Annotated in this window: 19 protein-coding genes, 9 tRNA genes, 1 other RNA gene and 1 other annotated feature; of the genes, 3 read left to right on the top strand and 26 right to left on the bottom strand. The window is 29.2% G+C overall.

Translation table 11 applies throughout. The features are described 5' to 3' along the window. Positions 1 to 254: 254 nt before the first annotated feature. From B3B03_RS03990 to B3B03_RS03955, 8 genes are all read right to left on the bottom strand, one after another. A complete protein-coding gene (locus tag B3B03_RS03990) occupies positions 255 to 1949 on the bottom strand; it encodes a M3 family oligoendopeptidase (protein ID WP_346849256.1) in 1695 nt (564 codons plus the stop codon). A gap of 171 nt (positions 1950 to 2120) precedes the next feature. Then, positions 2121 to 2381: a pro-sigmaK processing inhibitor BofA family protein gene (locus B3B03_RS03985; protein WP_346849257.1), complete on the bottom strand. Its 261-nt coding sequence runs from the start codon at positions 2379 to 2381 to the stop codon at positions 2121 to 2123. A gap of 80 nt (positions 2382 to 2461) precedes the next feature. Continuing rightward, complete coding sequence (locus B3B03_RS03980) at positions 2462 to 2743, bottom strand: DUF2508 family protein (protein ID WP_346849258.1); 282 nt, start codon at positions 2741 to 2743, stop codon at positions 2462 to 2464. A gap of 219 nt (positions 2744 to 2962) precedes the next feature. Then, positions 2963 to 3559, bottom strand: a complete 597-nt coding sequence (gene recR / locus B3B03_RS03975) for a recombination mediator RecR (RefSeq protein ID WP_150843613.1) — start codon at positions 3557 to 3559, stop codon at positions 2963 to 2965. A 14-nt stretch (positions 3560 to 3573) separates the two neighbouring features. Next, positions 3574 to 3912: a YbaB/EbfC family nucleoid-associated protein gene (locus tag B3B03_RS03970; protein ID WP_150843612.1), complete on the bottom strand. Its 339-nt coding sequence runs from the start codon at positions 3910 to 3912 to the stop codon at positions 3574 to 3576. Positions 3913 to 4002: 90 nt separating this feature from the next. After that, positions 4003 to 5637: a DNA polymerase III subunit gamma/tau gene (dnaX, locus tag B3B03_RS03965; protein ID WP_346876518.1), complete on the bottom strand. Its 1635-nt coding sequence runs from the start codon at positions 5635 to 5637 to the stop codon at positions 4003 to 4005. A 282-nt stretch (positions 5638 to 5919) separates the two neighbouring features. Further along, an RNA gene (gene ffs / locus B3B03_RS03960) (signal recognition particle sRNA large type) lies at positions 5920 to 6185 on the bottom strand. A 2-nt stretch (positions 6186 to 6187) separates the two neighbouring features. Then, positions 6188 to 6277, bottom strand: a tRNA-Ser gene (locus tag B3B03_RS03955). Between the two features lie 173 nt (positions 6278 to 6450). Between B3B03_RS03955 and B3B03_RS03950 the strand changes: the two genes are divergently transcribed. Then, positions 6451 to 7146, top strand: a complete 696-nt coding sequence (locus B3B03_RS03950; RefSeq protein WP_422653204.1) for a TIGR00266 family protein — start codon at positions 6451 to 6453, stop codon at positions 7144 to 7146. An 85-nt stretch (positions 7147 to 7231) separates the two neighbouring features. Here B3B03_RS03950 and lgt read toward each other — a convergent pair whose 3' ends face one another. The 4 genes from lgt to B3B03_RS03930 all read right to left on the bottom strand — a co-directional run bounded on the left by lgt (position 7232) and on the right by B3B03_RS03930 (position 8873). Beyond that, positions 7232 to 8008: a prolipoprotein diacylglyceryl transferase gene (gene lgt, locus B3B03_RS03945; protein ID WP_346849261.1), complete on the bottom strand. Its 777-nt coding sequence runs from the start codon at positions 8006 to 8008 to the stop codon at positions 7232 to 7234. A 49-nt stretch (positions 8009 to 8057) separates the two neighbouring features. Then, the gene (locus B3B03_RS03940) at positions 8058 to 8282 is read right to left on the bottom strand and encodes a (2Fe-2S)-binding protein (RefSeq protein WP_035134638.1); all 225 of its coding nucleotides are present in this window, start codon (positions 8280 to 8282) and stop codon (positions 8058 to 8060) included. A 2-nt stretch (positions 8283 to 8284) separates the two neighbouring features. Continuing rightward, positions 8285 to 8737, bottom strand: coding sequence for a tRNA adenosine(34) deaminase TadA (tadA, locus tag B3B03_RS03935; RefSeq protein ID WP_035134639.1), 453 nt, complete (start codon positions 8735 to 8737; stop codon positions 8285 to 8287). A 59-nt stretch (positions 8738 to 8796) separates the two neighbouring features. Continuing rightward, a tRNA-Arg gene (locus B3B03_RS03930) sits at positions 8797 to 8873 on the bottom strand. A gap of 297 nt (positions 8874 to 9170) precedes the next feature. Here B3B03_RS03930 and B3B03_RS03925 point away from each other — a divergent pair. Together B3B03_RS03925 and B3B03_RS03920 are read left to right on the top strand one after the other, a co-directional pair. Further along, on the top strand, positions 9171 to 10559 hold the full coding sequence (locus B3B03_RS03925; protein ID WP_346849262.1) for a pyruvate carboxylase subunit B: 1389 nt from the start codon (positions 9171 to 9173) through the stop codon (positions 10557 to 10559). Positions 10560 to 10686: 127 nt separating this feature from the next. Beyond that, positions 10687 to 11574: a phosphatidylserine decarboxylase gene (locus B3B03_RS03920; protein ID WP_346849263.1), complete on the top strand. Its 888-nt coding sequence runs from the start codon at positions 10687 to 10689 to the stop codon at positions 11572 to 11574. A gap of 16 nt (positions 11575 to 11590) precedes the next feature. On the opposite strand, the gene B3B03_RS03915 is transcribed toward B3B03_RS03920, so the two are convergent. The 14 genes from B3B03_RS03915 to B3B03_RS03850 form a co-directional block, all read right to left on the bottom strand. Continuing rightward, entirely contained in the window at positions 11591 to 13879 is a 2289-nt protein-coding gene (locus tag B3B03_RS03915; protein ID WP_346849264.1) for a methyl-accepting chemotaxis protein, read from the bottom strand. Positions 13880 to 14151: 272 nt separating this feature from the next. Next, positions 14152 to 14226, bottom strand: a tRNA-Arg gene (locus B3B03_RS03910). A gap of 136 nt (positions 14227 to 14362) precedes the next feature. Beyond that, positions 14363 to 14453: transfer RNA gene (locus B3B03_RS03905), tRNA-Ser, on the bottom strand. A 14-nt stretch (positions 14454 to 14467) separates the two neighbouring features. Further along, positions 14468 to 14558: transfer RNA gene (locus B3B03_RS03900), tRNA-Ser, on the bottom strand. A gap of 61 nt (positions 14559 to 14619) precedes the next feature. Next, positions 14620 to 14710, bottom strand: a tRNA-Ser gene (locus B3B03_RS03895). Positions 14711 to 14722: 12 nt separating this feature from the next. Then, a tRNA-Ser gene (locus tag B3B03_RS03890) sits at positions 14723 to 14813 on the bottom strand. Between the two features lie 83 nt (positions 14814 to 14896). Further along, entirely contained in the window at positions 14897 to 16177 is a 1281-nt protein-coding gene (gene serS / locus B3B03_RS03885; RefSeq protein ID WP_346849265.1) for a serine--tRNA ligase, read from the bottom strand. 65 nt (positions 16178 to 16242) lie between these two features. Next, positions 16243 to 16445, bottom strand: a binding site (T-box leader). Between the two features lie 61 nt (positions 16446 to 16506). Beyond that, on the bottom strand, positions 16507 to 16740 hold the full coding sequence (locus B3B03_RS03880) for a DUF1667 domain-containing protein (RefSeq protein WP_035135636.1): 234 nt from the start codon (positions 16738 to 16740) through the stop codon (positions 16507 to 16509). 11 nt (positions 16741 to 16751) lie between these two features. Further along, the gene (locus B3B03_RS03875) at positions 16752 to 18143 is read right to left on the bottom strand and encodes an NAD(P)/FAD-dependent oxidoreductase (protein ID WP_346876517.1); all 1392 of its coding nucleotides are present in this window, start codon (positions 18141 to 18143) and stop codon (positions 16752 to 16754) included. A 113-nt stretch (positions 18144 to 18256) separates the two neighbouring features. Beyond that, positions 18257 to 20983 (bottom strand): UPF0182 family protein, encoded by a 2727-nt coding sequence (locus B3B03_RS03870; protein WP_346849267.1) that lies wholly within the window; start codon positions 20981 to 20983, stop codon positions 18257 to 18259. Positions 20984 to 21000: 17 nt separating this feature from the next. Then, complete coding sequence (locus B3B03_RS03865; RefSeq protein WP_150843600.1) at positions 21001 to 21519, bottom strand: 3H domain-containing protein; 519 nt, start codon at positions 21517 to 21519, stop codon at positions 21001 to 21003. A 118-nt stretch (positions 21520 to 21637) separates the two neighbouring features. Next, complete coding sequence (locus tag B3B03_RS03860; RefSeq protein ID WP_346849268.1) at positions 21638 to 22141, bottom strand: HDIG domain-containing metalloprotein; 504 nt, start codon at positions 22139 to 22141, stop codon at positions 21638 to 21640. A gap of 130 nt (positions 22142 to 22271) precedes the next feature. Further along, positions 22272 to 22347: transfer RNA gene (locus tag B3B03_RS03855), tRNA-Ala, on the bottom strand. Positions 22348 to 22352: 5 nt separating this feature from the next. Beyond that, positions 22353 to 22429 (bottom strand) — tRNA-Ile (locus tag B3B03_RS03850). Position 22430: the final 1 nt, after the last annotated feature.

Below are 22430 nucleotides of genomic sequence, written 5' to 3'. Positions count from 1 at the left end.
TGCTTATTATAATGTATTTAGTTTTATTATCAAAATACTAATTCCCTTGAAACCCGCATGAATAAAACAACTATTTAACTAGTTAACTATATAAAAGGTAACCTATATAAATATTTATATATTTTCTTCTATAAAACCTTGCTATATATTGACTACTGTAATTTTCTTTTTAGAAATATACCTATCTATCAAATACATTATCATAAAAAAATGATGTAGTGATTGTGTTCATCACTACATCATTTAACTTACTATTAAAGATTTTTATCATCTATACTTCCTAAGTATTTATCTATCTCACCAGTTACTGAGCTTACGCATCCTTCTTCAAATGGTGAAATTAAATTAGCATGTTTAACTAGATTTACAAATGACATTGTACCTCCAACATTACATAATCTTAAATAATCTTCCCATGCTTGTTCATGATTATCTTGATCTTTTTTCCAAAATTGAAGAGCACATATTTGAGCTAGTGTATAATCTATATAATAAAATGGACTATTAAATATGTGTGCCTGTTGGAACCACCATCCACCTCTTTCTAAGAAATCACATTCTTCATAATTTTTATGAGGTAGATATTTTTTCTCAATATTTCTCCATGCCTTTTTCCTTTCATCTGGCGTAGCATCTGGATTCTCATATACAAAGTGCTGGAATTCATCTACTGTTACACCATAAGGAATAAATTTAATAGCATCTCCTAAATGAGAGTATTTATATTTAGCTTCTTCATCTTCAAAGAAAAGTTTCATCCATGGCCAAGTGAAAAATTCCATGCTCATTGAGTGAATCTCACAACTCTCATAAGTTGGGAAGTTACATTCTGGAATAGAAATCCATCTACTTCTATAACATTGGAATGCATGACCAGCTTCATGAGTTAATACATCTACATCTCCTGAAGTACCATTAAAATTTGAAAATATAAACGGTGATTGATAGTTTGGTATATAAGTACAGTATCCTCCACCTTGCTTGCCCTTTTTAGTAACTAAATCCATTAAGTCATTTTCTATCATGAAATCAAAAAATTCTTTAGTTTCAGCTGAAAGTTCAGAATACATGTTTTTACCATTATTAACTATCCATTCCGGATTTCCTTTAGGTTTAGCATTTCCAGTTAAAAATTCAAACTTTTCATCATAATATTTAAGTTGATCTAACTCTAACCTTTCTACTTGTCTTTTATATAGTTTATTTGCTATCGGTACTATATAATCTTTTACTTGATCTCTAAATTTACTTACCATTTCTGAATTGTAGTCAGTTCTTAACATTCTCACATATCCAAGTTCTACAAAGTTTTTAAATCCAAGCTTATGTGCTATAGTAGTTCTAACCTTAACCATCTCATCATATAATCTATCTATTTCTGTTTCATTATCTGTAAAGAACTTATACTTAGCTTCACTAGCACGTCTTCTCATATCTCTATCTTCTGACAATATAAATGGAGTTAATCCAGATAAGTTTCTTTCTTCACCTTCAAACATAATTTTAGCTGAAGCTATAAGTTTACTATATTCTGATGATAGTTTATTTTCTAATTGTAAATCCTTTATTACTTCTTTAGAAAATGATTTTATATTATATTCTGCTATACTAAAGAATTGTTTTCCAAATTCTTTTTCTAATTCTAATCTGAATTTACTATTTACAATAACTTTGTAAAATTCTGAGTTTATTTCGTTATATAGAGGATCATATTCATCCCAATATTCTCTTTCTTTACTATAAAACTCATCCTCAGTATTTATACTATATCTTATGTTAGCTATAGTACCTAAAGTAACTATTTCATTTCTAATTTCATTAATTTCATTAATAAGCTCTTTAACTTCGATTATGTTGTTACTCTCATTTGTTTTATCTATTAGACCCATTAATTTTTCTTTTATTTTTTCATAATCTGGTCTTTCATATTTAAATTCATTAAATCCCATACATACACCCCCATTTGATAAATAAATTCTACCATTTTAAAAATATTCTGTAAATACATTTTTTGTTTTTTTAAAATTTACATATTAATTCCCCCTATTATATCCATCAGTTTAAAAAAGGAGCGTAGCTACTAACTTATTAAAAAGTTATTTTACCACACTCCCTTTTCCCTATCTAAGATAATTCAATATTATTAAGAATAACACCCCTGGTATACCAAGTATTCCAGCTATAAGTGCTGTTATTGCATTAATAGGTATTACTAGTCCAAAGTTTCCACCTACTAAATTTATTAACCACAATAATATACCCCCAGCTATTCCATTAACAATTAAGTTTAATAGAACCTTTAGTGGCCATGCAAATATTTTACCAATTATAAATATTGCAACTATAGCTATTATAAAAAATATAATGTTTGGCATTTTCATCCCCCTTATAATTAAAATTGTTTTAGTAATTCTTAAATAATTTTATCTATTAATAAATTTATTAGTTATTTTACTTTATATTACCACTTATTGCAATAATTTAATTCTTCTATCATACAATCAACACTCACTGTTATTCCACTTTTCTTTGCTTGGTTTAGAAAATATACATATTTAGCTTTAGCTTCATCTTCTTTATATATAGATATATCTATTAAACTTTTATCACTAACATTATCGAAGCAACTTCTAGCAACTTCAATTTCCGCTATTGAGTCCTGTATTCCTTTGATTATTTCACGCTGCTCAGGTGTATAAATATTTTTAGCTAGTATAGTCTCTATTATTTTATCTCTGTTCATAATAATACCTCCATTATATATACTTAAATATATTTTTGACATATAATGGATGAGATATACTTGTTATTTGAATTGTATGTTATATAAACAGAGTTATTTGCTTCAGAGGATGGTTTACTCCCATTTTGAAGAGGACGAAGTACTAGAGCTGGTAGTCATGACATAAAAAAGACTTGTGAAAATATATCAGTTATTCTCACAAGTCTCCTGTATAAATAATTATATTTCTTTTCTACCTTCTAGGGCTTTAGATAAAGTAACTTCATCTGCATATTCTAAATCTCCACCTACTGGAATTCCATGAGCTATTCTTGTAACTTTAACTCCAAAAGGTTTTAATATTTTTGATATATACATGGCAGTTGCTTCACCTTCTATGTTAGGATTTGTTGCAACGATGATTTCCTTTAAATCATTATTTACCCTAGTTATCAATTCTTTTAACTTTATGTCATCTGGTCCTCTACCTTGCATTGGAGATATTGTGCCATGAAGTACATGATATACCCCATTAAATTCTCTGACTTTTTCAATGGTCATTATATCTTTAGGTTGCTCAATTACACATATTGTACTTTTATCTCTGTTAGGATTTGAGCATATAGCACATGGATCGCTATCAGTAAAATTTCCACATATTGAACAATACTTTATTGTACCTCTTGCCTTCACTAATGCATTAGCAAATTCTTCAACCTCATCTTTAGGAAGATTTAAAACATGCAATGTAAGTCTTTGAGCAGTTTTACTCCCTATCCCCGGTAGCTTTCCAAATTCCTCAATTAGTTTTTCTATAGCTATAGGATAAAAATCCAAATTAGTCACCTCTATTAAAACATTCCCGGTATATTAAGTCCACCAGTTAGTTTTCCCATAGATGAATTAGTTTCTTCTTCTGCTTTCTTCAAAGCTTCATTTACAGCTGTTAAAACTAAATCTTGTAACATTTCTACATCATCTGGATCAACTACTTCTGGTTTGATTATTATATCTTTTAATTCTTTTTTACCAGATACTCTTACTGTTACAGCTCCACCACCAACAGATGCTTCAAACTCTTTAGTTTCTAAATCTTTCTGAGCTTCCTCCATTTGTTTTTGTAGTTTTTGTGCTTGCTTCATTAAGTTATTCATATTTCCACCCATTCCTGGAAATCCGCCTTTTGCCATTGTAATACCTCCTAAAAATTATATTTCATTATAACTAGTATATAATATTATATTATAATGTAACCATCAATTTATTAAAACCTTTAAATTTTATTCATCACATATTTCCACTAATGCCTCAGGAAATATATCTGATAGTATTTTTTCTTTATTAACTTCCCTATTTATATTATCATTTTCTATTTCATAAGTAACATGAACCTTCTCATCTAATACCTCTGAGAATATATCATTTATAATCTTTCTATATTCTTCTCTTTCAAGTCTTTGTTTATGAAAATTATATTCCTTTGTAAAGCCGACGGTAATAACTCCATTCTTGAATTTCTGAACTTTTCCCATCATTAACGCTGTAGCTATTACCATATTATTTTTTTGCTTAAGGATATTTTGAATATCTTTAAAAGACTTTCTAATAATTTCAACATTTAGCTTACTTTCTCCTGCTGCAATTGGTAATTCTATATTTTCATTATTAAGCTCTACTGGTTTGCTTGTTTCAACTTTATTTATACTTGGATTTATTTCTGGTCTTATTTCCTTTACTTCTTTTATTGCACTTTGTACTGTAATATTCCCTGATGCAATTTTATCCTCTAATCTATTCAGTCTAGCTAATATAGTTTCCATGGAGGTATCATATTTTATCTTACACATTTTTATTATTGCTAGTTCTAAGTATATTCTAGCCTGCTTTGTACCCTTAGAGCTATCTTCGGCTTCTTGAAGTATACTTATACACCTCATGATTTCCTCTACTCTAATTCTAGTGCTTTGATTTTTTATACTTTCTATGTTTTCAATAGACATATCCAATACATCTTCTAAATTATTACTTACATTTATCATTAATAGATTTCTCATATGAGTAATCAAATCTCTAATTAGTAAGTTAATATCTTTTCCATCAAATATTAATTTATTTACTACTCTTATGCATCCCTCTGTATCTCGATTTATAACATTATCTACTATAGTCACCATGCTGTCATTAGTAGTTATTCCTAACATATCTACTAAATCCTCATATCTAACTATATTGTTTATTGATATAGCTTGATCTAATATGGATAAAGCATCTCTCATTGCTCCATCACACATTCTAGATAATAACCTTAAGCTACCTTCTTCAATGTTTACTGATAATGAATCAGTTATTTGTTTTAACCTTAAAAATATATTTTCACTACTTATTCTCTTAAAATCAAACCGTTGACATCTTGATAATATTGTTATAGGAAGCTTTTGAGGATCAGTAGTTGCTAATATAAAAATTACTCTACTTGGTGGTTCTTCTAATGTCTTAAGAAATGCATTAACTGCACCAATAGATAGCATATGAACCTCATCTATGATAAACACCTTATACTTAGCTTCTTGTGGTGGATATTGAACATCATCTATAATATCCCTTATATTATCAACACTATTGTGAGATGCTGCATCTAGCTCTGTTACATCTATAGCTGTGCCTTGGTTTATACTTTTACACATTTCACATTCATTACATGGTTCACCTTCTATAGGGTTTAAACAATTTATTGCCTTTGCAAGTATCTTTGCTGTTGAAGTTTTACCCGTTCCTCTAGTTCCGCATAGTAAGTATGCATGAGCTATCCTATCGCTTTTTATGGCATTTTTAAGCGTTGTAGTTATATGCTGCTGTCCAACTACGTCGCTAAATAATTTAGGTCTCCACTCTCTATAAAGTGCTTTATATCCCATGTATCCTCACTCCTTACATTAAAATTTCTAAATAAATATATATCTACAATACTTATTAATTATTTATTCTACTCAAAAATAATTCTTATCTTATCTATTATAATACTTCTCATAGTTATATTCTATATTCTTTACTAACTTATATTAAGTAATCAATTATATATATCTAGTTTTTCTAAAATATTTCAATATAAACTAACTCATTTAATTTATATTTCAAATTAATTATTTAAAAAAAGATAAAAAAAAAGATGTCTTTAACATCTTAAATAAAAAATAAAGTCGTACACCTTGCTTCGATAATCAGTTTATATGCGTTACCTATACAGTTAACTCAAACCAGGTTAATCCACGGCACATGGAAGGTCTCACTTATCGCTGCTTCCTTCCAGACCTGACGAGGTTCATGAGTTTCCATTGCGTGGGACCCAGTTATCAACGCCACTTATATAGGCCAGACCATACAAATTGATACCTCAGCAAGGAATTCAATCCTGCTGTAGCGGATTGCAGGTTACAGGGCACCGCTAACTCCCCATCTAGTACGACATGGCGGAGAGAAGGGGATTTGAACCCCTGATAGAGTTGCCCCTATACACGCTTTCCAGGCGTGCTCCTTCGACCACTCGGACATCTCTCCATATCGTGTATTCATTATTATACTATTTAAAATCATTACTTTCAAGTAAAACTTATTTAAAAATATATTCCAATTGTAGTATAATCTCATTAGGATTAACAAAGTTTTCAATTTAAATTAATAATATATATATACTTATCATAAAATAATATGAATGGAGGTAGTTGTTTATGATTAATTATGAAATTAAAGGTGGTTCCATGCCAGTAGCTATCTGTTACCTAAATAGTGGAGATAAAATTGTCTCTGAATCAGGAGCTATGGGTTGGATGAGTGACAATATAATTATGGACTCTAACATGAAAGGTGGCCTATTTAAAAGTATAGGAAGATCTCTATCAGGCGAAAGCTTATTTTTAAATACCTTTACTTGCTCAGGAAATGTAGGAAAAATAGCATTCCCCTGTTCTGTGCCAGGTAGAATAATGGCTAAAGAGCTCCAATCTAATGAATCTATAATTTGTCAAAAAGGTGCTTTCATGGCAGCTGAAGATTCTGTAAGTCTTAATATTCATTTTAAAAAAAGATTTTCTAGCGGCTTATTTGGTGGCGAGGGTTTTATCCTTCAAAGAATAACCGGTCCTGGAACAGTTCTTTTAGAATTTGATGGTCATGTTGAAGAGCTTAACTTAAATCCTGGAGAAAGAATAAAAGTAGATACCGGCCATGTAGCTGCTTTTGAACCAAGTGTAAATTTTGATATTGAAATGGTTAAGGGACTAAAAAACATATTCTTTGGTGGTGAAGGCTTATTTTTAACAACACTAACAGGCCCCGGAAAAGTATACCTTCAAACTATGCCTCTTCAAAATTTAGCAGGTAAATTGTCTTTTTATCTTAATACCGGTAGCACTAATTTAAGAGATTAAATATCTTCATAGTGCCAAATAAAAATAACCTTTTAGATAATCAATATTTACAAAAAATATCTTATTATCTAAAAGGTTTAATTTTTTAAATATGTGTAATTGTACTATTCTTCCTTCTGTATATTATTATAAGCCCTACAATCCATATAAGTACTCCTATAATACTTACAATTTGAGCTGTTCTAAGCCCAAACATCATTAAGCTGTCTGTTCTAAGTCCTTCTATAAAAAATCTTCCTATAGAATATAGTCCTATATAAGTTAAAAATACAACTCCATTCTTTTTAACCTTGTGTAACATATAGAATAGTATAAAGAACACTACTAAATTCCAAATTGATTCATATAAAAATGTAGGATGATAGTAAGTTCCATTTATATTCATACCACTTTGTATGAACTCCGGAAACTTACTTATAAAAGCTTCTGTTACAGGTCCACCATGTGCCTCTTGATTAAAGAAATTCCCCCATCTTCCAATGGCTTGGGCTAATATAATACATGGTGCTGTCATATCTAGTGCGGATGAAAGCTTTATACTTTTTCTCTTTGTACATATATATACAACTATTACTGCTGCAATTAGTCCTCCATGAATAGCAAGGCCACCTTGTCTAATATTAAATATATCCATCAAATTATCCTTATAATATCCAAACTCGAATAATACATAATAAAGTCTTGCACCAATTATGGAAATTGGAAATGCAATTAAGAATATAGTTAATACATCATCATAATTTATCCCTTTTAATTTACAGGTATATTGACTTAATAAAAGCGCTAACATGGTACCTGAGCATATTACAATTCCGTACCACATAACATCTAATCCAAATATACTTATGGCTACTGGATTCATCTATTCCCCTCCTTAATCCTTTTTATATTATTATAATCTATATAATTAATTATTTGTATTCTTTTAGTAATTCTTCTATAGTATGTTTACATCTCGTTCCCTTACAACTTCCTGTTCCAGCCCCTGTTGCCTTTTTTACGTCTTCAAAAGATTTAGCTCCATCAGCTATTGCCTTCTTTATAGCTGCTCTAGATACTACTTTACAGATACAAACTTTAGTATGTTTATCTAGTACAGCCTGTCTTAATGCCTCCTGTTTTGCTTGTTCTTCCATCTTTACAGTTTCTCCTTTCTCTTTTCTTTGAAAAACTCTTGTAGTAAATTACTACATTCTTCATTATAGAGCCACTTAATATTAACCCAATGATTTAAATTTCCACTTTGAGTAATATTAAATACTGAGCCACATCCACCAGCTCTGGGGTCAAAAGTTCCAATATATAACCTTTTTATTCTGCTTTGAACAATAGCACCAGCACACATAGGACATGGTTCTAATGTAACATACATATCACATTCATTAAGTCTCCAATCTCCTATAGCTTCTGATGCTTTTTTTATTGCAATAATTTCTGCATGGTTAGTAGGATCATTGGTATTTTCCTTTATATTATGACCTGTAGCTATTATTTTATTGTTTTTTACTATTATTGCTCCCACCGGAACTTCATTTTTACTCTTTGCAATTTTAGCTTCAATAATTGCTTGTTGTAAAAAATAATTATCCATAACTTACTCCTCTTTATTATATATAAAAAAAACTTAGTAAAGCAAGCCTTACTAAGTTTTGGTGCGCACGAGAGGAGTCGAACCTCCGGCCTTCCCCTTAGGAGGGGGATGCTCTATCCTGCTGAGCTACGGGCGCATATTACCTAATCTTTATTATAATAATATATTTACTCTTCGTCAATAGATTAATATCTATATTTTACTATGAACCTATTCTCTTAATGTTAATTAATCAACCTATATAAACTATTTAAAAATAATATATCTATAAAATTTATTATTTTCATGATTATATGCACATAATATAAAAAATCTTTTAACTTTATATATTTGTCAGAAAAATAAATGATTTATTGCAGATTTTTATTTGAATCTATGTTAAAATACTAATATATTGTGATTTTGCAACAAAAAATTCAGAGGTGATTTTATAATGAAGAAGATTAACATAACCGAAACAGTTCTAAGAGATGCAAATCAATCTCTTATTGCAACAAGACTTCCTTTTGAAGATTTTGCACCTATTCTTAAAGATTTAGATGATGCAGGATATTATTCATTAGAGTGTTGGGGTGGAGCAACCTTTGACTCTTGCTTAAGATATTTAAATGAGGATCCATGGGAGAGATTAAAGAACATAAAGAAAATAGTTACTAAAACCCCTCTTCAAATGTTATTGCGAGGACAAAATATTTTAGGATATAAACACTATCCAGATGACGTAGTTAGAGAATTTATTAAAATGTCTGTTTATCACGGTATGGATATAATAAGAATATTTGATGCATTAAATGACTTTGCTAATATAGAAGTTGCTATGAATGAAACTATAAAGCAAGGTGCTCATGCACAAGGAACTATAGTTTATACTGTAAGTCCAATTCATGATGTTAAAAACTATACTAAACTGGCAAAACAACTTGAAAATATGGGGGCAAACTCTATTTGTATAAAGGACATGGCTGGCCTTATAATGCCTTCTATAGCATATGACATAGTTAAGAGTATAAAGGAAACTGTTAAAATTCCAGTATTTTTACACTCTCACAGCACAAATGGTATTGCTGAAATGGCTTACTTTAAAGCTGCAGAAGCTGGTGTAGATGGAATTGACTGTTCAATTTCTTCATTCTCTAGTGGTACTGCTCAACCTCCAACAGAATCTATGCATCATGCACTAGAAACTGCTGGATTTGAAACAGGTCTTAATATAGGTACCTTAACTCAAATTAATAATTTCTTTAAACCAGTTAGATCAAAAGTTTTAGAAGATGGATTACTAGATCCAAAGGTATTAACTCCTCAGCCTGAAGGACTTACAAACCAAATACCTGGAGGAATGTTATCTAATATGATTTCTCAACTTAAAGCTCAAAATTCTATTGATAAGCTTGATGCAGTTCTTGCAGAAGTTCCTAAAGTAAGAGAAGACTTAGGATTCCCTCCACTTGTTACTCCAATGAGTCAAATGGTTGGAACTCAAGCTACAGTTAATGTATTAACTGGTGAAAGATATAAAATGGTTCTTAAAGAGGTTAAAGCTTATTGTAGAGGAGAATATGGTAAGGCTCCTGGGGAAATAAATGAAGCAGTTCTTAAAAAAGCTCTTGGAAATGATACTCCTATTGAAGGAAGATATGCTGATACTTTAGAACCAGCATTCCAAAAGACAAAAGAAGAACTGAAAAATATAACAACTAGCGAAGAAGATATTCTTTCTTACTTAGCCTTCCCACAAATAGCCGAAGAGTTCTTTAAAAAGAGAAGTGAAAAGCCATCTAATGATGATATGAGGAAACTAACTAATAGTGAAGTAATATAAAACTTATTTAAATATCTCCAATTAAGATACATTATTATATCTTAATTGGAGATATCTTTATATACCTGATATATTTTCTGTTATAATATCATTATGTTAAATTTAAGATAAATCTGGAGTTGATATTATGATAAAATACTATGATAGAAAAAATAAGACCTATTGTGAAGAAAATGTAGCTGGTGGAGATATACTTAATTTTATGTACAGTAACCCAGTTGCTAAAACTTTTATACCCAAAATTGCAAGTGGAAAATTCTTAAGTAAGCTCTATGGAATGGGCTGCGATAGTAAGTTTAGTAAAAAATATATACACCCCTTTATAGATAGATTCAACATAAATATAGATGAATATGAAAAAAATATAGATGAATATAGCTCCTTTAATGACTTTTTTTATAGAAAACTTTCAAAATACAGTCGTAATATCTGTAAAGATGATGAATCATTTATCTCTCCCTGCGATGGTAAGCTATTAGCTATAGAAAAAATTGATGAGAATTCTAGCTTTACAGTTAAAGGATTTAAATATACCCTTAATGAGTTATTGCAAAATGAAGAATTAAGTAAGAATTATTCTAATGGTACTTGTTTAATATTTAGATTATGCCCAACTGATTATCACAGATTTCACTTTGTTGATTCCGGAACTTGTTCTAAATCCACATTTATAAAGGGTAAATATTACTCAGTTAACCCCGTAGCTCTTGAAAATATAAGTAAGGTTTTTTCAGAAAATAAAAGAGAGTATAGTATTCTAAAAAGTGATAATTTTGATGATGTTATCTACATAGAAGTAGGTGCTACCTTTGTTGGTTCTATTATTCAAACCTACTCCTCATCATCCAAAATTAACCGTGGAGATGAAAAAGGGTATTTTAAGTTTGGTGGCTCAACAGTTATAATTATACTAAAGGAACATATATTAAAATTAGATGAAGATATATGTTATCAAAGCAATTTAGGAGTAGAAACCTCTGTATATATGGGAGAAAAAATAGGAGTAAGAATTTAAATTCTTACTCCTATTTTTATAATCTAAACTTAAGTGTAGTATTATTTAATTTATCTGCATTTTCCTTGTTTTCTATAGCAGTACTTTTTATACTCTCAATATTTCCTACTATATCCATAGTTTTAGATGATATAGATGATACTCCCATAGCTCCCTCTGTAACAGTTACTGATACTTCATCTATGGCAGTAACAATTCCTTCTATAGCTTGATTTAGTACTGCAGCTTCACTGCTAAACTCATTCATAAAGTTGTTGAATTGATCTGCATCTTTTTCGTATAAAGCTCCTTGCTCTATATTTTTATCATAATCATTAATTACTTGTTGTTCTATGAAATTGCTCATGCGCCCAGCACTAAGAGCCAATTCTTCTACAGATTTATTTACTATTTTAACTATTCTTTGTATATCTGCTGCTGTTTTACCAGACTCTTCAGCTAACTTTCTAACTTCATCTGCAACTACAGAGAACCCTCTTCCTGCTTCTCCTGCACGAGCAGCTTCTATTGCAGCATTTAAAGCTAATAAATTAGTTTGTTGAGTTATCTTAAGTATAGAATCAGCTAACTTATCAATCTGCTTAACTTCCTTAGAACTTGTTATAGCAACTTCCAACTCACTTTTTACACTATTATAAATATCATTGGATTTTTCTTTAGAGTCTATAGCACTAGCTTTTATGCCCTGAGCTCTCTTAAGAATATCCTTAGTTATTTCATATCCTTCTAATGCTTCACTAGCTATATTCTGTACACTCTTAATCATTTCAGTAGAAGATGCAGCAATTTCTTGAGAAGTTGCTGATGTTTCTTCTATACCAGATGATACACTTTCAGTTTCAAATAATGTTTCATCTGCTTTAATTTTTAATGACTCTGTAGATTCTTCTACTATATTAGCGTTATTAGTTAATACTTCAGTAGTTGCTGCAATATCTCCAACAACTTCCCTTAACACTTCCCTCATATTTATAATAGATCTATATATAAGACCTATTTCATCCTTAGACTTAATTATAGCTAAATTATCATTAGTTAAATCTAACTTAGCTGTTTTATTAACCAAAGCGGCAACAGTAACTATAGGATTTATAATTACATTTGCCATTACCATTATTATAATAGAACCTATAATAACTATAGCTAATGCTACTAATGCTATTTGTTTAACCATTGCTATTACCGGTTTTCTTATTTCATTACTATTAGCATCTATAACCATAGTCCAATTTGTCCTAGGTACTAATCCAAAAGATGACATTACTTTATTGCCATTTATCCTATATTCTACTGATCCAACTTCTACATTACTTCCCTTCATAGCCTTATCTACTATATCCTTTATTTCAGGTATATCTATTGTTTGCCCAATTTTTTCTTTGTTTGGATGATATATTATATTTCCTTTTTCATCAATTAGATATGCATAACTATTTTCTATCTGTCCAATTTTTATATTTTCAATATAAGTAGAAAAACTCTCAGCATAAACATGTAATGCTATATATCCTACACATTTACTATAGTTATCTTCATCTAATACAGGATACGTAAATACTAAAACTCCTTTATCACCAGCAACGGATTTAATTGTATTACTTATCCACTTACCCCCACTAGAACTAGTACTGTGATAAGAATTATCAACTTCATTAGCTCCAACTAAGGATTCTTCACTATCAGCTACTATATCACCTTCTGGGCTAACTAATGATATTCTGTCTACATGTTTATTACCAGATATATATGACTTAAAGCCTTCATTTATATTTTTAATATCTTCTTTACTATTTTTTTTCTGAGCATAATTTAATAGGATATTAAGATTATCCTTAGAATTTGATAGAGCAAAAGCCTCATTAGTAACTTTATCCATCATAACAGATATGGTTTGTATAGATGATGTAGTTATACCCTCCATATTTTCTGTACTCTGACTGGAAATCGTCTTTGAAGAGTTTATGTACATAATTGTACTAGTTATTATCATTGATACTATTGTAAGACCTATCATACTAATTAATATTTTTCTTTTAACACTAGTTCCTTCAACCTGTAATTTTCCTTCTTTATAAACCTTAGCTGTAGATTTTATACTATTTATATTGTTACTTATATCATTAATTTTATCCTTATCTATTTTGTTACTATTTCTAATTTTTTTACTAATGGAGTTTTTATGTCTAATTGTAATTTTGCTAAATGCATTCTTAATACTTTTGCTTATATTTTGAGATGTACTTTTTAAATTAAATGAACTATGTTTCCTTTTTTTTAAAGTCTTATCAGACTTTCTTTTAATCATAAATATACCCCCATATATTAATAATTTATATAGTAATTATCGTGCATAAAAATTTATACTAAATACAGATTATACATATTATGTAACTAACATTAAATATATTTATCTATAATCAAATTAGTTAAATTATATAATAATTTACACACATAAACTCGTTATATAAATATTATATATGCATTTCCCTACATTTAAAGTCGAAATTTATCATATCCCTCTTATATATTTATATAAAAATAAAAAAGCCATTGCAAATTAACTGCAATGACTAAATATGGCAGGGTGTGTAGGAATCGAACCCGCAATATACGGTCCGTAGCCGTATGTTATATCCATTTAACTAACACCCCAAAAGGTTATTTAAATAACTATTACATAATAACATAGAATCCTCATGATTTCAATAATTATTTTTTTGATTTTATTATATCTTATTGAGTCCAAAAAAAAATCGAATTCTTAAGAATCCGATTTTTAAATATATCTTGGCGGAGAAAGAGGGATTTGAACCCTCGCGACGGTTGCCCGACCTACGCCCTTAGCAGGGGCGCCTCTTCAGCCACTTGAGTATTTCTCCAAAAAATAAAAAAATGGCGGAGAGATAGGGATTCGAACCCTAGGTACGCTCACACGTACGCCGGTTTTCAAGACCGGTGCCTTAAACCAACTCGACCATCTCTCCGTAGAATTATTAAAATCATACTCCGATTTTAAATATTTAATTTTCATAGGTTATTTTTAAATGGCGGAGAAAGAGGGATTTGAACCCTCGCGACGGTTACCCGACCTACGCCCTTAGCAGGGGCGCCTCTTCAGCCACTTGAGTATTTCTCCAATTTAAAAATATGGCGGAGAGATAGGGATTCGAACCCTAGGTACGCTCACACGTACGCCGGTTTTCAAGACCGGTGCCTTAAACCAACTCGACCATCTCTCCATTTCCTACAAGGGTTATTCTATCAAGAAATAGCCCTTGTGTCAATATTTTTTTGAAAAACTTTTATATAAATTCTAATTTTTTTATCTAGTTATCTTTTCACACCCCATATATGTTCTTAATACCTCTGGTACTGTAACACTACCATCTTCATTTTGATAATTCTCAAGAACTGCAGCTAAAGCCCTTCCTATAGCAACCCCTGAACCATTTACTGTATGAACAAATTTAGGTTTAGCTTTTGGGTCATCTTTATATTTTATATTAGCACGTCTTGCTTGGAAATCTTCAAAGTTGCTACAGCTTGATATTTCTACATACTTATTATAACTTGGCATCCAAACCTCAATATCATATTTTAAAGCAGCAGTAAACCCTAAATCTCCTCTGCATATTTTTACAATCCTATATGGAAGTCCTAATCCTTGTAACACACTTTCTGCATCTTGAACTAATTTATTAAGTTCATCATATGATTCTTCTTCTTTTGTAAATTTAACTAATTCTACTTTATTAAACTGGTGCTGCCTAATTAATCCTCTAGTATCTCTTCCAGCAGATCCAGCTTCTGACCTAAAGCATGCACTATATGCTGCATATTTTATCGGAAGTTTATCTCCTTCAAGGATTTCATCTCTGTAAATATTAGTTACAGGTACTTCTGCTGTAGGTATTAAAAAATAATCTGTATCACTAACTTTAAAAGCATCTTCTTCGAACTTAGGTAACTGACCTGTTCCAGTCATACTATTTCTATTTACCATATATGGAGGAAGTATTTCATCATATCCATTTCTACCAGTATGAGTATCTAAAAAATAATTTATTAATGCTCTTTCTAATCTTGCTCCAAGTCCCTTATAAACAGTAAATCTAGACCCTGTAATTTTTCCAGCTCTTTCAAAATCCAATAAATTATTTTCTGTACCTATAGTCCAGTGTTCTTTAGGATTAAAATCAAACTTTCTTATCTCTCCCCACTTTTTAATTTCAACATTATCCTCATCATCACTACCATTTGGAACTGAATCATGAGGTATATTAGGTATCCTCATCATTATATATTCTATTCTTTGATCTATTTCATTTAAGTCCAAATCATAATTTTTTATTGTATCTGAAAGTTGTTTCATTTCCTTCATAGTTTCTGATACATCTATACCTTGTTTTTTTAACTTAGGAACTTCTGCAGAAGTTTTATTTCTTTTATTTTTTAATTCTTCTACTTCTATTAATATATTACGTCTCTTTTGGTCAAGCTCTACAACTTCATCTATAAGTGATAAATCAAAACTCTCTCCTCTATTTTCCATTTTTACTTTAATTTCATCTGGATTATTTCTTATTTTCTTTAAGTCTATCATTGTTATTCCTCCTACCCTTTTCTTATAATTATATTTTGATATAAATAAAAAGCCTCTCACCCCACCTAAGGGACGAAAGACTCCGTGTTACCACCCTAATTGAATAAAATTAATTATTCCACTCACAAATTTAACGACAAACTTAATGCCGTACTGCTCATCACAGTCCCTCAGAGGCGGATTCGTAATAATATATATATCAGTTTACACCAAACACTGACTCTCTTACATATATGATTAGTACTACTATTCTCTTCAATGGTTTATAATTTATTTCATTAAATATATGTCTATATTATTCCCTAACATATTTTTTGTCAATATTAATATTAATTTTTGTAGGCATATTTAGTACATACTATATCTACACCTGTATTAAGTATATTCTTACATATAACATCTCCTTCTGATGTCTGTGGTCCTACATATATTCTACTTAGACACTTAGAGCATTCAAGCCATAAACTTTTATCTATAGGTTCGCTACTCTTTACTGAAACTACCCTACGCTCTGCAGATCCTTTTACTCTCACTATAGTTGTTAATATATCCTTATCCTTCACTTTTTATTACCTCACATTTCATCAAATTCTTTTATTCTTGATAATAAAATGGTTGAATCCTTTGAATTATTAACCACTTCTGTAACTCTTTTATCCATTTCTCTTGCCAAAATTTCAATTATTTTATCCTTGCAGTAACACCCATCACAACTTCCAAATCCCGCTCCTGTTCTCCTTTTTACCCCGGTTACTGTTCTAGCTCCTAAAGGTCTTCTAATAGAGTCTACAATCTCACCTTCGCTAACTCTTTCACACTGACATATAATACGTCCATACTTACTGTCTAATTTAATAATTTTATTTCTTTCTTCATTTGATAGATTTTTAAATCTAAAATATTCCCTTCTCTTATCATTAAAATCCTTTTTAAATTTACAATTTAACTTTTCAACTACTATTTTTGATATGTTCAAAGCTAAATATGGAGTTATTGTAACCTTAGCATAATGATTAACCTTAATATTTATATACCCACTGTTAATAATATCATCTTGTATAATAATGGGTTCATCAAAAAGGCGCCAATCTCTTACTACTTTTATATCATTTTCACTAATTTCTTTAGTAAGAGGTTTTATCTTTTCAATAACTTTATCATAGTGAACATTTTTATAGTTACTATAAGCCCCTATTGTTTCATTGTTAATTGTAGGTCTTATATATATTCTTTCATTTTCTCTTACATCAAAAATTATGTTAGAATATAACTTTTCATAAGGCTTATCAATAACCACATATTTCATATATTTCCCTTTATCATCCTCTATATTATTCTCATTAACTAATTGTAGATTTTTATCTTTAGTTGTATCAATAACTATCTTACAAGTAAATTTATTTTTACTTGTTTTTATCTTGAATCCTTTATTTATACTATTTATAGATTCAACCTCTTCTTGTAATCTAAAGTTAACTCCATTATCAAAAGCAATTTCACCATAAGCTAAAGCTAAATCATATGAGCTTATTACTCCTGTATTAGGTATATATATTGATTTTATTATATTTCCTTCTATATTAGGTTCATACTCCAATATTTCTTTTCCTATAAGAAGTTTTACATCATCTATTTTTTTTGCTTTAGCTCTTTCATACATTTTATCAATACTTATAGCCTGAATTTCATTTCTTGCTATATATAAGGTTCCACACCTATTATATGGAACTTTAAATCTTAATGCATACTCCTCCATTAATAAATTGCCTTTTCTAATTAGCTTAGATGATAATTCATCCTCACATTCTAGTCCATCATATATTGTTGCTGTGTTTATAGAAGGTGTATCATTACATATATCATAATCTTTTTCTATAACTGCAATATTAAGGTTATATTTTGACAATTCATAAGCTATAGCACAACCTATAATTCCTCCACCTAATATCAATACATCATAATCCATAATTTCCTCCACCTATGCATGTTATTACTACTTTATATAAATTATTCTAGCCACTCTATCTTCCATTTTACTACGAAAGCTCTAGAGCAGCTAGTCATGTTATTTATATAAATTTATTTTGATAATTCGTCAATTAATTTTCCTATTTGATTTATATACTCACCATACTTTGCCCAGTCTCCATTTTTTTGAGATTCAATAGCATTTGTATATGCTTCTTTTAATTTTCCTAAATAATCGGAATTTAAATTTCCTTCTTGTTTATTATTTTCTATACCTTCATTATTAGAGTTATTGTTATTTCCCTCAGCCTCTAGATTAAACATCTTAGTAATAGCAGTTCCTATATCTTTTTCAAGTATTAGTTTATCTCCGTAACCAACTATGACATTTTTCATTTCAGGTATGCTATTTTCACCAGAAGCTCTCAAATAAAGAGGTTCTACATATAACAAGGAGTTTCCTATTGGTATTATTAAAACTTCTCCAAATTGAACCTGAGAACCCTTAGTGTCCCAAAGTGATAATTGTTTAGATATTTCTGGATCCTGGTTTATTTTTTGTTTAAATAACATTGGGCTATATATTGTTCCTCCAGTTGGAAATTTATATAAAAACATTTTTCCATAATTATCTCCATCCATTCTAACACCAAACATACCTACCATATTATCTCTATCTTTTGTATTAAAATACTCTAAAATAACCATCTCTTCTTTATCTTCTCCAGCTAATTTAGTAGTAACATATGAAGCTTCGGATTTTACTTCATCACCTTCAATTGTAGCTACATCACTAGCTATAGACCATATATCATCTCCATTGTAGAAAACTCCAGGATCTGAAACATGGTACTTAGACAACATTTCACTCTGAATTGCAAATAAATCTTGAGGATATTTAAAGTGAGCTTTAATTTCATCTGGTAAAGTACTTAAGTCTGTAAATAGCTTAGGAAATATCTTAGCATAGGTTGCAACTATAGGATCTGTATTATCTGTTATATAAAACTTTGTTGTTCCATCATATGCATCAATTATAACTTTAACTGAATTTCTAATATAATTTATATCTCCCATAGGTTGTGAAAATGGGAACTTGTCGCTTACAGTATATGCATCTATAATCCAATAAAGCCTATCATTGTTTATAACTACATATGGGTCTTCATCATATCTTAAAAAAGGTGCAACTTTATTAACTCTTTCTACTATATTTCTATGAAGTAGAATTTTACTATCACTAGTTATATCTTGGGATAATAAAAATTTACTATTTTGTTCTTTAATAGCAAATATAATTCTGTTTAGATAACTCATGGATATACCAGCATTACCGTCATAATTATTAGTAGCATTTTCCCCACCTATTGGATAATCAATTTCTCCAAGCTTTGTATTTACTATACTATAATCATTAGTGTTCTCACCAAAATATATCCTTGGATTCTCTAATGAAATATCCGTTTCATTTTCAATAGGTATATTGCTCATAATAAAATCAGGTTGTCCTTCACTTGTTACCGAGTTAACCTTACTCATAACAACCCCATATCCATGGGTATACGATAAATGTCTATTTTGCCAAGTAATAGAATTTTCATCTAACTTTTCAAAATCAATTTCTCTCGGTGCTATAAATACTTGATTATAGTTTCCATTAATATTATATCTATCAATATCTATATCATTAAACTTATAATAATATCTTATATATTGAAATTGATTATAAAATTCTAAAGCAGGTCGATATGCATTAACCTTAATATTTTCAATTATATCTTTATTTTGTTTTATACCTGTAGCATCTAAATCATTCTTTATTTCAAAATTATTTTCATCTATTTCATCAATGTTATAAGCCATATTAGTATACTCAATATTCTTGGATATATAAGGTTTTTCCAATGTTTTTTCATTGGAGTTAACAATAAATTGTTGAACAACTCCTGCTGCAACACTTTCCCCAATCATCAGTACAAATACTACTATTACTGAAAATATTATTGGTTTAACTTTTTTAAACAATATACTTAAGAATATTAATACAGCAAAAATAATTGAAACTATGGAAATCACTTTATAAAATTTTAAAGATACGTTTACATCTGTATAACTTGCTCCAAAAACTATACCCCTAGGAGAATATGCTAAGTTCCATCCTTTTATCATATATCCTAAAGATATAACTAACATAAGTAATGCAGCTATCACTGCAAGTTGTTTTCCTGCAAAACTTGTTATACCACTAGTCATAGATTTAAAATTTACAACCTTATCTGATCTATCAAAGTGATTATTAATCTTATCCTTAACATTTAAAATAATATAAATTATAAAAGTAGCTATTACAAGTAAAACTAATAATGAAATCATACTACTATATAAAGATTGTATTAAGGGTAACTTAAATGTAAAAAATGATATATCCTTATCAAATATAGGATCATTAACATTAAACTTTGTAGAGTTTGTAAATTCTAATATTTTGTACCAATATATATTTGCAAAACTAAAAGAAAAGAATAAAGATATAATAAAATTTATTCCTAAAAAGATTTTAAACCTTTTTTTCTCTTTAACTTTATCAATTTCTACTATCTCTTTTAACTTTCTAATATTAGGTATTAAACTTTTATAATATAATGTTATTCCAATAAATATTACTAAAAATGTGGGAACCATTAGTTTCATTATAGATAATAACTTAGTAAAATATATAGAAATATATCCCAATTCACTGAACCATTGATAGTCAACTATTATATTTATTCCAGCAACAGTGAAAAGTAATATAATTATTATGATAGAAACTATACTCCCCATAGCTTTCTTCTTCAAAATATTTACACCCCTTCTTATAATTCTTTAATCAAAAATCCTTTTTTATTTAATTCCTCTACTATATTTGATAAAACTCTATCATTTTCACATATTATTGTATGAAGATGAACTCCATTTGTTAATGCGCTTAAAGGTTCAGCTTCATACTGCTTAAAATTACTATAAAAATTTTCAATATCCATCATATTTTTAAGCATAAGCATAGCTCTTATTTCTCCATAAAGAGGATGTTCAACTATTACATCTTCTACAATTGCACCATATTTAACAATAGTCTCAAGTTCATTTTTTACTTCTTCCCTTCCATGATTAACAGCTATAACTTTCTTTATGCTATTGATATTTTCCTTTAAAGCCATATATCCTTTCGGCGTAGATATTATATCTACCCCTTCAGCTCTTATAATAGCTATATCCTTAACTATAATTTGACGAGTAACTTCAAACATTTCTGCTAATATCTGACCTTTTACAGGTTCTTGAGATTGTATTAATAGATTCTTTATTTTTTCTCTTCTCTTTGCGCTTGTCATAATCCCCTCCATGTATAAACATATATTATTTAAATAATAGTATATCATATACCCATGTATATTATTGTATTTTTTCTTTCATTATTAAATATTTATTTACTTATATTAATTATATGTATTAATTTCTATCATCATACTTTCGTAAAATATCTAGCCATTTATTTTGTATTTTATAATTATGATGATTTCTTATAATATTCAAAAATTCTTTATCATATCCTTTTTCTTTTAAAATTTTATAACCTTCTTCTCCATGATTATAGAATATATATATCTTAGAATTTCTATCACTATATTTTTTTATTTTTGTTTTTGTAATGTTATTTAATAAGACTAAAATAGATTTATCTATTACATTTAGAGGAGTATTAATTTTACCGACATCATGTAATATAGCTGATTTTACAATTTCTTTATGATTAAGATTATTCTTTTTAATTTCTTCTTCAGATTCATTTGTATATATATCTCTAGCTACATTAACTGAATGTTTCAAATCATAAACCGGGAGTTTATACAGTAATTTTTTTTCATTCTCATCTAAATAATTATTAATAAACTCCATATCTTTTTTAGTTATTTTTGCAAATACACAATTAATAAATTGTTTAACTCTATTCATACTAATTACACCATCTTTGCAATGAATTTTTTTAATTACTTTACATTATTATATACTTAATTAAAACAATAATATAATAGTTAATTAAGTAATATAAATATAAAAAAAAGCAATCTATTTAGATTGCTTTTGGTGGAGATAAAGGGATTCGAACCCTTGACCCCCTGCGTGCAAGGCAGGTGCTCTCCCAGCTGAGCTATACCCCCAAATATGGTGGACCTTCAGGGACTCGAACCCCGGACCTACCGGTTATGAGCCGGTTGCTCTAACCAACTGAGCTAAAGATCCA

Source organism: Clostridium sp. UBA5712 (assembly GCF_002419845.1).
GTDB classification, from domain to species: Bacteria; Bacillota; Clostridia; order Clostridiales; family Clostridiaceae; genus Clostridium_J; species Clostridium_J sulfidigenes.
This window is presented reverse-complemented; position numbering and strand designations above follow the sequence as displayed.

Excerpts from the sequence above, each read along its gene's own strand:
- B3B03_RS03990 (WP_346849256.1), bottom strand. The coding sequence starts at position 1,949 with ATGGGATTTAATGAATTTAAATATGAAAGACCAGATTATGAAAAAATA.
- B3B03_RS03915 (WP_346849264.1), bottom strand. The coding sequence starts at position 13,879 with ATGATTAAAAGAAAGTCTGATAAGACTTTAAAAAAAAGGAAACATAGT.
- B3B03_RS03985 (WP_346849257.1), bottom strand. The coding sequence starts at position 2,381 with ATGAAAATGCCAAACATTATATTTTTTATAATAGCTATAGTTGCAATA.
- dnaX (WP_346876518.1), bottom strand. The coding sequence starts at position 5,637 with ATGGGATATAAAGCACTTTATAGAGAGTGGAGACCTAAATTATTTAGC.
- B3B03_RS03970 (WP_150843612.1), bottom strand. The coding sequence starts at position 3,912 with ATGGCAAAAGGCGGATTTCCAGGAATGGGTGGAAATATGAATAACTTA.
- B3B03_RS03925 (WP_346849262.1), top strand. The coding sequence starts at position 9,171 with ATGAAGAAGATTAACATAACCGAAACAGTTCTAAGAGATGCAAATCAA.
- B3B03_RS03860 (WP_346849268.1), bottom strand. The coding sequence starts at position 22,141 with ATGAATAGAGTTAAACAATTTATTAATTGTGTATTTGCAAAAATAACT.
- lgt (WP_346849261.1), bottom strand. The coding sequence starts at position 8,008 with ATGAATCCAGTAGCCATAAGTATATTTGGATTAGATGTTATGTGGTAC.
- B3B03_RS03980 (WP_346849258.1), bottom strand. The coding sequence starts at position 2,743 with ATGAACAGAGATAAAATAATAGAGACTATACTAGCTAAAAATATTTAT.
- B3B03_RS03865 (WP_150843600.1), bottom strand. The coding sequence starts at position 21,519 with ATGACAAGCGCAAAGAGAAGAGAAAAAATAAAGAATCTATTAATACAA.
- B3B03_RS03920 (WP_346849263.1), top strand. The coding sequence starts at position 10,687 with ATGATAAAATACTATGATAGAAAAAATAAGACCTATTGTGAAGAAAAT.
- B3B03_RS03875 (WP_346876517.1), bottom strand. The coding sequence starts at position 18,143 with ATGGATTATGATGTATTGATATTAGGTGGAGGAATTATAGGTTGTGCT.
- B3B03_RS03940 (WP_035134638.1), bottom strand. The coding sequence starts at position 8,282 with ATGGAAGAACAAGCAAAACAGGAGGCATTAAGACAGGCTGTACTAGAT.
- serS (WP_346849265.1), bottom strand. The coding sequence starts at position 16,177 with ATGATAGACTTAAAGAAAATAAGAAATAATCCAGATGAAATTAAAGTA.
- tadA (WP_035134639.1), bottom strand. The coding sequence starts at position 8,737 with ATGGATAATTATTTTTTACAACAAGCAATTATTGAAGCTAAAATTGCA.